At 75.2% G+C, this 11,220-nt stretch carries 9 protein-coding genes; 4 read left to right on the top strand and 5 right to left on the bottom strand.

All coding sequences use genetic code 11. The features are described from left to right. Positions 1-2 precede the first annotated feature (2 nt). Complete coding sequence (locus ACNJ93_RS07630) at positions 3-1,628, bottom strand: amidohydrolase (RefSeq protein WP_418956582.1); 1,626 nt, start codon at positions 1,626-1,628, stop codon at positions 3-5. Between the two features lie 29 nt (positions 1,629-1,657). Further along, a complete protein-coding gene (locus ACNJ93_RS07625; RefSeq protein WP_418956581.1) occupies positions 1,658-2,311 on the bottom strand; it encodes a TetR/AcrR family transcriptional regulator in 654 nt (217 codons plus the stop codon). Between the two features lie 69 nt (positions 2,312-2,380). Here ACNJ93_RS07625 and ACNJ93_RS07620 point away from each other — a divergent pair, with 69 nt between their 5' ends. From ACNJ93_RS07620 to ACNJ93_RS07605, 4 genes are all read left to right on the top strand, one after another. After that, positions 2,381-3,835 (top strand): purine-cytosine permease family protein, encoded by a 1,455-nt coding sequence (locus tag ACNJ93_RS07620; RefSeq protein ID WP_418956580.1) that lies wholly within the window; start codon positions 2,381-2,383, stop codon positions 3,833-3,835. A 125-nt stretch (positions 3,836-3,960) separates the two neighbouring features. After that, entirely contained in the window at positions 3,961-4,491 is a 531-nt protein-coding gene (locus tag ACNJ93_RS07615; RefSeq protein ID WP_418956579.1) for an SAV_6107 family HEPN domain-containing protein, read from the top strand. A gap of 66 nt (positions 4,492-4,557) precedes the next feature. Next, positions 4,558-5,346 carry a methyltransferase gene (locus tag ACNJ93_RS07610; protein WP_418956578.1) on the top strand — a complete coding sequence of 263 codons (789 nt, stop codon included), beginning with the start codon at positions 4,558-4,560 and terminating at the stop codon, positions 5,344-5,346. A 294-nt stretch (positions 5,347-5,640) separates the two neighbouring features. Continuing rightward, complete coding sequence (locus ACNJ93_RS07605; protein WP_418956577.1) at positions 5,641-6,030, top strand: DUF3040 domain-containing protein; 390 nt, start codon at positions 5,641-5,643, stop codon at positions 6,028-6,030. A 186-nt stretch (positions 6,031-6,216) separates the two neighbouring features. Here ACNJ93_RS07605 and ACNJ93_RS07600 read toward each other — a convergent pair whose 3' ends face one another. The 3 genes from ACNJ93_RS07600 to ACNJ93_RS07590 are packed head-to-tail and all read right to left on the bottom strand — an operon-like array spanning position 6,217 to position 11,149. Next, entirely contained in the window at positions 6,217-8,712 is a 2,496-nt protein-coding gene (locus ACNJ93_RS07600) for a transglutaminase TgpA family protein (protein WP_418956576.1), read from the bottom strand. After that, the gene (locus ACNJ93_RS07595) at positions 8,709-10,118 is read right to left on the bottom strand and encodes a DUF58 domain-containing protein (RefSeq protein WP_418956575.1); all 1,410 of its coding nucleotides are present in this window, start codon (positions 10,116-10,118) and stop codon (positions 8,709-8,711) included. The genes ACNJ93_RS07600 and ACNJ93_RS07595 overlap by 4 nt, the downstream gene beginning before the upstream one ends. Beyond that, a complete protein-coding gene (locus tag ACNJ93_RS07590) occupies positions 10,118-11,149 on the bottom strand; it encodes an AAA family ATPase (RefSeq protein ID WP_418956574.1) in 1,032 nt (343 codons plus the stop codon). The genes ACNJ93_RS07595 and ACNJ93_RS07590 overlap by 1 nt, the downstream gene beginning before the upstream one ends. Between the last annotated feature and the right edge of the window lie 71 nt (positions 11,150-11,220).

Below are 11,220 nucleotides of genomic sequence, written 5' to 3'. Positions count from 1 at the left end.
GCCTACAGGGCCGGGTCGCGGTGGGTCGGGCGGCCGTCGAGGACCGTCAGGAGGACCGGTACGTCCGCGAGTTCGGCGGCCGGGGTGGCGAGCGGGTCGGCGCCGAGCACGGTGAGGTCGGCGCGGTACCCGGGCTCGATCCGGCCGGCCTCGTGCTCCTCGCCGGCCGCGTACGCGGCGGCGACGGTCATGCCCTGCAGCGCCTCCAGGGCGGTGAGCGCCTGCTCGGGGCCGTGCGGGGGCCGGCTGAGGTCGCGGGTGGGGCGGCGGTGGCGGGCGCCGGCCATGACGCCGAGCGGCGGGTACGGGGCGATGGGCCAGTCCGAGCCGAGGACCACGGTCGCGCCGGAGTCCCGCAGGTCGCGGCAGCGCCAGGCGCGGCCGGCCCGCTCCTCGCCGAGCCGGCGGGACCAGTTGTCGGTGTGGTCGGCGCGGGTGAAGTCGCAGCAGTGGGTGGGCTGCATGGAGGCGATGACGCCGAGCCGGGCGAAGCGGCGCAGCGTGTCGTCCGGCACCGTCTCGATGTGCTCGACCCGGTGGCGGACCTCGGGCCCGCCGTCGGCCCGGGCCTTCTCGACCGCGTCCAGGACGTGCCGTACCGCCGCGTCGCCGATGGCGTGGGTGGCGACGGGCACCCCGGCGCGGTGCAGCTCGCCGACGATCCGGGTGTAGACCTCGGGGTCCGGCCAGAAGGCGGCGGTGGACTCGCCGTGCCGGTCGGGCTGTTCCAGCCAGGCCGTGCCGTTGTCGATCGTGCCGTCCATGAAGATCTTCACGCCGTCGACCCGCCACAGCCGGCCGCCCCGGCCCTGCAGTCCGATCAGCTCCCGGACCCCGTCCGCGTCCGTGCCGGGCTGGCACCAGGGCGCGACGCGCAGCCGCAGCGGCAGCTCGCCGGCCTCGTCGAGCTCGCGGTAGAAGGCGAGGCTGTCGCCGTTGGCGTCCATCGCGTGGCCGCCCGTCAGGCCCGCCGCGGCCATGGCCCGCAGCGCGGCGGCGAGCCGGTCCCGGCGCTCGGCGCGGGTCGGCTGCGGGGCGGCCGGCTCGACCAGCTCGCAGGCCGCGTCCTCCAGGAGCAGCCCGGTGGGCCGGCCGTCCGCGTCGCAGACCACCTCGGCCGACGCCTGGTCGAACCGCCGCGGCCCGTCCACGCCGGCCAGCTCCAGAGCGCGCCGGCTGGCCAGCAGGGAGTGGGCGTCGAAGAGCAGCAGCAGCGCCGGGACCCCGTCCAGCACCTCGTCGAACGGGGCGGTCTCGACGGGCCGGTCGCCGAACACGTTCGGGTCCAGGCCCCAGCCGTGCAGCCACGCGCCGGGGGCGAGCGCGCGGACCCCTCGGGCCAGCGCCTCGCGCACCCCGTCCACGTCGGTGCAGCCCGACAGGTCCAGGCCGTGGGTGAGTTCGGCGCCGGAGACGGGGTGCAGGTGCCCGTCGACCAGGCCGGGCGTGACGACCGCGCCCTTGAGGTCGATCACCGTCGTCGAGGAGTCCGCGAGGGCGCTGATCTCCCGGTCGTCGCCCAGGGCCGCGATCCGTCCGCCGGAGGCGGCGAGCGCGGTCTGCGGCAGGAACAGGCCGGTCACCGGGTCGAGCAGACGGGCGGAGAGCAGGACGAGACGGTCGTTCACGAAGGGCTCCTGGGTGCGGGAGTCGAGGGTCAGGGGGCGGCGGAGCGGGTCGGTGCGGGGGCGTCGAGCGTGCCGCCGGGCAGGCCGAGTTCGCGCTCGGCGGTGGCCACCGCCATGCGGGTCACCGCGGCGGGGCGGTCGGTCGTGTCGGTGTTGGCGTGCGCGCCGAGACCGTCGAGCACCACCAGGATCTGAATGGTGGTCACGTACGGGTCGGCGGTGCGGAACTCCTCCCGCTCCACGCCCGCGCGGATCACGCCCTCCAGCCGGCCGCGCCAGGCGGCCTCCTGCTGGGCGACCCGGTCGCGCAGCACCTCCCGGTAGCGGCTGAGGTGCCGGGCGTTGATCCAGAGCCGGCTGATGGCGTCGTAGTCGGGGCCGGAGGTGTGGGCGAAGAACGCGGCCAGCCGCTCGGTGGGCGTCGCGCCGGCCGGGTCCTCGGGCAGCAGCCGGTCCAGTTCGGCGGTGGCCGCGCTCCCGAAGGCCTCCGCCACCAGGTCCTCGACCGAGGGGAAGTAGTGGCTGATCAGACCGGGGCGCACATCGAGCTCCTCGGCGATCCGCCGCAGGGTGAGGCACTCCAGGCCCTCGGTGAGGGCGACCCCCGTCGCGGCCTCGACGATCTCGGCGCGGCGCTCCCCGGGAGACTTGCGAACTCGTTTGCGCTGGACGCTTGACGACATGCCACGGATGCTATTGAGTGTGCGACCAATAAGCAAGCGGGTGGTGAACAGCCGTCAACCGGAGGGCCCATGGCGTCCACGATCAACGACCCGCACCCGGACGCGGACGGGGCTCCGGAGCCCGTACGAACCGAAGCGGAACGAGCCGTACGGGTCGAGGCGCACGGCATCGACCACATCCCCGACACCGAGCGGCACGGCCGGCCCCGCGATCTCTTCGCGGTCTGGGCGGCCGCCAACGTCAACTACCTCAGCCTGGTCGTCGGCGGCGCCCTGGTGCTCATGGGGCTGAACCTGTGGCAGTCGCTCGCCGTGATCGTCGTCGGCAACCTGTTCTGGGTGTTCACCGGCCTCCTGGCCACCTCCGGGCCCGCCGCCGGCGCGCCCAGCGAGGTCGTCACCCGGGCGCTGTACGGCGTGCTCGGCAACCGCGTCAACAACGCCGTCGGCGGCTGGCTCGTCTCCGTCTGCTACTTCGCGCTCAACCTGGCCGCCGCCGCGACCGCCGCCTTCGCGCTCGTCGAGCAGGCGGGCGTCACCGCCACCACCGGCGTCCAGGTCGTCGTCATCGTGGTCATCGCCGCCCTCACGCTCGTCATCAGCGTGTACGGCCACGGGCTGATCATGAAGCTCTACCTGCCCATCACCCTCGCCCTGGCCGCGGCCTTCGCCGTCGTCGCCGTCGCCGTGGTGCGCCACGCCGACTTCGGCTACCGGCCCGAGGCCGAACTCTCCGGCGTCCAGCTGTGGGCCGTCCTGATCGCCGGCACGACGCTGATCGCCTCCGGCCCGCTCTCGTACACCACCAGCGCCGACTTCTCGCGCTACCTGCCCGCGGACTCGTCCCGGCGGGCGATCGCCGGCTGGACCGCCCTCGGCGCCTTCCTGCCCAGCGTGCTCACCTGCGCCGTGGGCGCCCTCGCCGCCACCGCGGTCGACATGACCGACCCGCAGGCCGCGCTCCAGCAGATCCTGCCGGGCTGGTTCGCCCCGGTCTTCCTGATCGCGCTGGTCCTCGGCACCGTCTCCCTCAACGCCCTGACCGCCTACAGCGCCGGCCTCGCCCTCCAGGCCGTCGGCCTGCGCATCCGCCGCACCGTCAGCGTCCTCTTCGACGGCGTCGTGGCCGTCGCCCTCACCCTGTACGGGCTGCTGGTCTCCGACTTCCTCGACACCGTCAGCAACGCGCTCCAGGTGATCGTGGTCCTCATCGGTCCGCTCACGGCCGTCTACGCCACCGACATCGTGCTGCGCCGCTGCCGCTACGACGGCCTCGCGCTCTGCGACGAGACCCCCGGCAGCCCCTTCTGGTACACCGCCGGCGTCAACCTGCCCGGCGCGCTCGCCCTCGGCGCGGGCGTCGCCGCGGCCGCCCTGTGCGTCGACACCCTCTACACCGGGCCGGTCGCCGGCGCCCTCGACGGCGTCGACCTCTCGCTCCCCGCCGGGATGCTCGTCTCCGCCGGCCTGTACGCCGCCCTCATGCGCCGGCACCCCACGGTGCTCGCCGCCCGGCGGAACTGAAGGCGAAACCCTGGGCCTTTGCCCGCTTCTGACGGCAAAGACCCAGGTCAGCCTGATTGTCAGTGGGGGGCTGCACGATGGGTGCAGACGGCGACAGACCGTCACACGACGACAGGAGGCTCGTCATGGCCAGCTCGTCCGCGGCAGCCGCACCCCGGCGCCGTGCCACCGCCCGCCTCGCCGCCCCGTCCGCCGGTCCCGCGTCCGACGTCCACCCCGTGCTGCGCCGCGCCACCGCGCCGCCCGCGGCCCTCGACCTGCTCGCCCAGGCCCGCGCCGGCCTGGACGAGGCGGCCACGCTCGCCGTGCCCAACGAGCGGTACGCCACGGCCCACCTCGCGGCTCTCCGCACCGCCGCCGCCGTGCTCGCCGCCCGCGGCCGCCCCGAGGCCAACCCCCGCCGGCGCAACCGGATCCGCAGCGCCTGGGAGGTCCTGCCCGAGATAGCCCCGGAGCTGACCGAGTGGAGCGCGCTGTTCGCCTCCGGGGCGGCCCGCCGGGCGCGCGCCGAGGCCGGCATCGCCGGCGCGGCGAGCAGCCGGGACGCCGACGATCTGGTGCGCGACGCGATGATGTTCCTCCGCCTGGTCGAGCGCCTGCTGGTCCTGCAGCCGGTGCTGCCCCGGCAGCCGGGAGCGGGGGACGCCGTGGGATGACCGGCCCGCGCCGCCGAGGCCATAGGGTGGGGGACGATCACACCCGTAGTCGAGGAGTCAACTGCCGTGTCGGACCCTTCCGCTGTCTTCGCCCGGGAGACCTCCACGCGCCCGTCGCGTGCCTCCCTGCGCACCGCCGTCGTCTGGGACGTCCTCAAGGACGCCCTCGACCGCCGGGCCGCGGCCACCGGCAAGGACTCCCTCGACGTCCTGGACACCGGCGGCGGCTCGGGCAACTTCGCGGTCCCGGTCGCCCGCCTCGGCCACCGCGTCACCGTCGTCGACCCCAGCCCCAACGCGCTGTTCGCGCTGGAGCGCCGGGTCGCCGAGGCCGGCGTGGCCGACCGGGTCAACGGCGTGCAGGGCGACATCAAGGGCCTGTTCGACGTGGTCGAGCGAGGCGGCTACGACGCGGTGCTGTGCCACGGCGTGCTGGAGTACGTCGACGACCCGGTGGAGGGCGTGGCCAACGCGGTCGCCGCGCTGCGGCCCGAGGGCGCGCTGAGCCTGCTCGCCGCCGGGCTCGGCGGGGCCGTCCTGGCCCGCGCCCTCGCCGGCCACTTCAGCGAGGCCCGGCACGCCCTCGGCGACCCGGACGGCCGCTGGGGCGACGCCGACCCGGTGCCGCGGCGCTTCACCGCCGAGCAGCTCACCGGCCTCGTCACCGACGCGGGCCTGGAGGTCGGCGCGGTGCACGGCGTCCGGATCTTCGCGGACCTGGTCCCCGGGGTCCTGGTGGACACCGAGCCGGGTGCCCTGGAGGCCCTGCTGAAGCTGGAGGAGGCCGCCGCGGAACTGGCGTCCTTCCACGCCGTCGCCACCCAGTTGCACGTGCTCGCCGAGAAGCGCGCCTGACGCGGCCCGCCCCGGCGCGCCCGACGCAGCCCGGGCGGGCGGCTGATCAGCGGCGCAGCCGCAGATGGAGTACGCCACAGGACCCCCGATCGAGCGGTTCGCCCCGTATGATCGGGGGACACCATCCGGCATGACGGATCGGAGGTCGGGGAATCTACGCCTCAGCAACCGAACCGCCGTGGCGGCCCGGAATGGCGATTGCGCGTAGAGGGCGGGTTTCACGGGGGCGATTCCCTGCCTATCCTGAAAGGGCCGCATACCGGTCGCCCCCGCGACCGACGACAGGAGGACTCCGTGCCGCTCTCGGAGCACGAGCAGCGAATGCTCGAGCAGATGGAGCGAGCGCTGTACGCCGAAGATCCCAAGTTCGCGACAGCGCTCGAGGGAAGCGGACTGCGTACGTACACCCGGCGACGGGTCTACCAGGCAGTCGCGGGCTTCTTGGTGGGTATCGCGCTCCTCATGGCGGGAATGATCGCTCCTTGGATCTGGCTCAGCGTGGTGGGGTTCCTCGTCATGCTGGCCTGCGCGGTCCTGGCCGTCACCGGGTGGCGCAAGGCCCCCAAGCGCGGTGAGCAGCCGGCCGCCGCCGGCCATGGGCCGCGGCAGCGCCGCTCGATGATGAACCGCATCGAGGAGCGCTGGCAGCGCCGCCGCGACGAGCAGCAGGGCGGCGGTCACTGACCCGCCGGCCTCCGGTCCTCCCAGAGAACTGCCCGCTGCCCCGGTGCGTGATCACGCACCGGGGCAGCGGCGTACCCGGCCCCGGCTCCTCCCTGCGCGGCTGCGGCACGTGACATGCGCAGGGCCCCGCGGTGCGTCACCGCGGGGCCCTCGCTCTCCCGGCCCTGTCGCTCTCAGGGTCCTGCCTCAGCTGTGCCGGCGCAGCAGCCTGCGGGTCATGGCGGCTCGGCGGACCGAGAGCTCGTTGCCGAAGCCCTCCACCCGGCCGGCCCACCGCGACCACCGCTCCTGCACCGCCCAGATCACCCGAACGGACGAACGCGGCAGCAGCAGCGCCCGCAGGTGCTCGCCCCGCGTGGCCAGCGCCGCCAGCCCCGCCCGGACCTGCTGCACCTCGCCCGCCAGACCGGCCACCGGACGCGGTCCGGGCGCGTACAGCACCTGCTCCACGGCCCGAGCCACCCGGTGCACCGCGTCCGCCGGATCACCCTGCAGGTGGCCCAGGCGCACGATCCGCGCCGCCGCCTTGCGCAGCGTCAGCGACTCGTCCGGGACGATGCCGTAGTCCCACGCCGTGTCGACCAGCTCCCGCCAGGCCGCCAGCGTCCGCGGCGCCGCGTCCTCCGGCGCCACGGAGGTCACCGGCCCGGCCGCGGGGCCGCCGCCGGCGGCCGCCCCGGACTCCGGCGTCGAGGCCACCAGACCCGACGGCCCGGCGGCCAGCCGCCCGGACCGGACCCGTGTCCGCCACAGCAGCGGCAGGGCCAGCAGCAGGAGCAGCACCAGCACCCCGAGCACGATCCACAGCGCCAGCAGCCAGCCCGGCAGCCCCTCGTCCGCGGCCTGCTGCGTCTGCTCCGGCCGGCCGCACTCGCCCTGCCGCTGCAGCTGCGGCGAGCAGCCGGCCGAGGACTTGGTCGGCGCCGGAGCCGCGGCCGACTCGCTCGCGGCGGGCGCGGAGGGCCCGTTCGACGGGCTCGACGGGGTCTCCCCCCGGGTGTACGGGGGCACCGTGCCGCGCTGCGGCGTCGGCTCGAAGCGGGTCCAGCCCACGCCCTCGAAGTACAGCTCCGGCCAGGCGTGCGCGTCCCGTATGCCGACCGAGACCCGCCCGTCCAGCTGCTGCGTGCCCGGCATGAAACCGACCGCGACCCGCGCCGGGATGCCCAGCGTCCGGGCCATCGCCGCCATCGAGAACGAGAAGTGGACGCAGAAGCCCTCCTTCTGCTTCAGGAAGCGGGTGATCGCCTGCGCGCCGGTCCCCGAGGCGACCGTCGTGTCGTAGCGGAATCCGCCGGCCCGGGTGAACCACTCCTGCAGCGCCACGGCCCGCTCGTACGCGTTGTCGGCCTTCTGCGTCACCTGCCGGGCCGTCGCCGCCACCTCGGCGGGCAGCGACTCCGGCACCTTCGTGTACTCGCGGCGCAGGTCCTCCGGCGGGGCCGGGGCGTTCGCCAGCTGCCGCGCCGTCGGCTCCACCCGCAGGCTGGAGACCGAGTACCGCACGCCCCGGGTGCTCTGCTCGTCGTCGCCGACGAGCATCCGCCCGGCGGGCTCGTACCGCCAGCGCCCGCCGATCTCGACCCGGGTCGCCGGGTACGGCATCGGCAGCCACTTCTGGTCGTACGACGCCGAGGCCACGAAGTTGCCGGTCACCTCGGTCCGCGCGATGCCCGCGCCGAGCCCCTGCGGGGCGGGCAGCCGCTCCGGCACGTCCTGGACCGAGCGCTTGGAGGACTTCCACGAGGTGCCGTCGAACTGGTCGAGGGCCACCAGACGCAGATACAGGTCCGAGGTCTCGGTCGCGTTGGTCCGGTAGCTGAGCACCTCGCGGTCCTCGGGCTGGTTCAGGTTGTCCTGCAGCGACACCAGCGGGTTCACCGCCGAGATCGTGCCGCCGCGGCCGCCGCCCGGCCCGTTGCCCGGACCCGGCCCGCCGAACATGCCGCCGCCCATCGCCGGAAGCACCGTCGGCACGGCGAGCGCCAGGCCCATCGCGACCACGCCGATCCGCCGGCCCGTGCGCACGGGGGAGGAGGCCGTGCCCCCGGACTCCAGTGCGGCCGCCCGGCCCGCGGACCTCGGCACCCCGCCGAACACCCGGCCCCACTGCGACAGCCGGTCCCTGCCCTCCGCCAGCAGGAGCAGCAGATAGCCGCCGGCGGCCAGCAGGAACCACGCCCAGCTCGCGCTCCCGCCGGACAGCCCCGCCGCCACCGAGTACAGCGCGAGCAGCGGCAGACCGGCCGGGGCGGCCAGCCGGAACGTCACCGCGAGGGCGTCGACGACCAGCCCGATCACCAGCACCCCGCCGACCAGCATCAGCTGGATGCCGTCGGTGGCCGGCGCCGGACTCGCGTACCGGCTCACGTCCGCCGCGCCCGCCTCGAACAGCCCCGCGAACGCCACGAACGCCCGCGGCCCCGGCAGGAAGCCGAGCAGCGCGTGCTCCCGGACGAAGACCAGCGTCAGCGCCAGCAGCCCGGCCAGCGCCTGCGCGCCGATCGTCAGCGGGCGCGCCAGCGGCACCCGGCGGGTCAGCGCGCCGACCCCGCTCGTCACGCCCAGCAGCACCGCGGCCGTCACGATCCACGACGACGGCTGCACCAGCGGGATCAGCGCGCCCGCCGCCATCAGCGTTGCCGCGTACGCGCACAGCGTCAGCCTGGCCCGGCCGCTCATGACCGTCCCCCCGGGTGGTTCGTCGTACCGGTGCGCGCACCGGCCGGCGCGGTGACGCCCGCGCCGCCGGCCTGCTGCCACAGCGCGCTCAGGGACGCGCCCCGGCGCACCGGGACTGCCGTCCAGCCGTGGTCGCGCAGCGTGCGCAGCCGGGCCTCGATCGCCCCGGCCACCGCGCCGCCGGTCAGCCATTCTCCGCTGTCCAGCACGAAGACCACGGCCGCGCCGCTGCGCCGCCGCATCCGGCCCAGCAGTCGCGCCTGCTCCTCGTCCAGGTCGCCGACGAAGGCGACGAGCAGGCCCGCGTCGCCGCCGCGCAGCACGTCGGACGCGCGGGAGAACCCCGCCCCGTCCGAGTGGTCCACGACCGCGAGGGCGTCCATCAGCAGGCCCGCCGCCTCGGCGGAGTCCGTGGCGGCCGGGGTCGTGAAGCCCTCGCCGCCCTCGCCGGGCACGGCGGTCCCGTCGTCCGTCAGCAGCCGCGCCGAATAGCCCCGGCCCAGCATGTGCACCAGCACCGACGCCGCGCCGGAGACCGCCCACTCGAACGCCGAGTCCGGGCCCGCGCCCTGGAAGGCGATCCGCCGGGTGTCGAGCAGCACCGTGCAGTGCGAGCGCTGCGGCTGCTCCTCGCGGCGGACCATCAGCTCGCCGTAGCGGGCCGTGGAGCGCCAGTGGACCCGGCGCAGGTCGTCGCCGTGCCGGTACGCGCGCGGGATCACGTCGTCGTCGCCGGCCAGCGCCACCGAGCGCTGCAGCCCCTCGCCGTGCCCGGCGCCCTCGCCGCCGAGCCGCACCGGCGCCAGCGGCTCGGTCCGCGGGATCACCGTGAGCGTGTCGTACGCGCTGAACGAGCGGGTCAGCTCGCACATGCCGAACGGATCGCTCAGCCGCAGCTGCAGCGGCCCCAGCGGGAACCGCCCGCGCAGATCCGAGCGGACCTTGTACGAGACCTCCCGGCGGCCCCCGGGCTCCACCCGGTCCAGCACGAACCGGGGCCGCGGCCCGAGCGTGTACGGCACGTGGTCCTGGAGCATCAGCAGCCCCGTGGGCAGCCGCGACACGTTGTCCATCCGCAGGTGCACCCGGGCCTCGGAGCCCGTGGCCACCCGCACCGGCGTCAGCCGGCGGCTGCCCGCCACCCGGTAGCGGGTGCGGTGCAGCACGAGCACGCAGATCAGCGGCAGCACGGCCAGCAGCAGGCCGACGCGCAGCAGCTCGCCCTGGCCGAGGACGTACGCGCAGACGCCCGCGGCGACCCCGGCGGCCAGGAACGACCGGCCGCGGGTGGTCAGGCCGGCCAGGGCGGCCCGCAGCCCGCCCCGCTCCTCGCCCTGCCGTCCGTCGTCCGGCCGCCCGCCGCCCGGTGCGCCGCTCGCCGCGGCGGCGGGTCCGGCGGCCGCCATCACAGCCGCCGGGTGCCGTGCTGGTGCTGGCCGTACAGCGGGCCGGCCGGGGGTGCGGCCGGCGGCGCGGCCTGCGGGACCGGCGTCCGCTGGAGGATGTCGAGGACGACCTGCTCGGCGGTGAGCCGGTTCAGCTGGGCCTGCGCGGTCGGCAGCAGCCGGTGCGCGAGGACCGGGCCGGCCAGGGCCTGCAGATCGTCGGGGAGCACGTAGTCGCGGCCGCTCAGCGCGGCGGACGCCTTGGCGGCCCGCAGCAGGTGCAGCGTGGCCCGGGGCGAGGCGCCGAGCCGCAGGTCGGGGTGGGTGCGGGTGGCCGCGACCAGGTCCACCGCGTAGCGGCGCACCGCCTCGGCGACGTGCACCGTGCGCACCGCGTCGATCAGCTTCACCATGTCGTGGGCGTGCGCCACCGGCTGCAGGTCGTCCAGCGGGGAGACCGCTCCGTGCGCGTCCAGCATCGCCAGCTCGGCCTCGGGGCTCGGGTATCCCATGGAGACGCGGGCCATGAAGCGGTCCCGCTGCGCCTCGGGCAGCGGGTAGGTGCCCTCCATCTCCACCGGGTTCTGGGTGGCGACCACCATGAAGGGGCTCGGCAGCTCGTACGTCTGCCCGTCGATGGTGACCTGACGCTCCTCCATCGACTCGAGCAGCGCGGACTGGGTCTTGGGCGAGGCGCGGTTGATCTCGTCGCCGATGACGATCTGGGCGAAGATCGCGCCCGGCTTGAACTCGAAGTCCCGCCGCTGCTGGTCGTAGATCGACACACCGGTGATGTCCGAGGGCAGCAGGTCCGGCGTGAACTGGATGCGCCGCACCGAGCAGTCGACCGACCGCGCCAGCGTCTTGGCCAGCATCGTCTTGCCGACGCCCGGCACGTCCTCGATCAGCAGGTGCCCCTCGGCGAGCAGCACCGTCAGCGCCAGCCGTACGACCTCGGGCTTGCCCTCGATCACGCTCTCCACCGACCGGCGGACCCGATCCGCTGTGGTGGTCAGATCTGAGAGGCTCGCTCGCTCGTCATAGGTCGTCACCCGGCCCTCCTTGCCGTAACACGACACCGGGTCCCCAGTCGTTCCGAGGGGGTGTCACCCCGCATTCTTGT

This window comes from Streptomyces tritici (genome assembly GCF_048500665.1).
Lineage (GTDB): Bacteria > Actinomycetota > Actinomycetes > Streptomycetales > Streptomycetaceae > Streptomyces > Streptomyces tritici.
This window is presented reverse-complemented; position numbering and strand designations above follow the sequence as displayed.

Bases quoted from the DNA above. Each gene is read 5' to 3' on its own strand.
- ACNJ93_RS07625 (WP_418956581.1), bottom strand. From the start codon at position 2,311: ATGTCGTCAAGCGTCCAGCGCAAACGAGTTCGCAAGTCTCCCGGGGAG.
- ACNJ93_RS07600 (WP_418956576.1), bottom strand. From the start codon at position 8,712: ATGAGCGGCCGGGCCAGGCTGACGCTGTGCGCGTACGCGGCAACGCTG.
- ACNJ93_RS07615 (WP_418956579.1), top strand. From the start codon at position 3,961: ATGGCCAGCTCGTCCGCGGCAGCCGCACCCCGGCGCCGTGCCACCGCC.
- ACNJ93_RS07595 (WP_418956575.1), bottom strand. From the start codon at position 10,118: ATGGCGGCCGCCGGACCCGCCGCCGCGGCGAGCGGCGCACCGGGCGGC.
- ACNJ93_RS07620 (WP_418956580.1), top strand. From the start codon at position 2,381: ATGGCGTCCACGATCAACGACCCGCACCCGGACGCGGACGGGGCTCCG.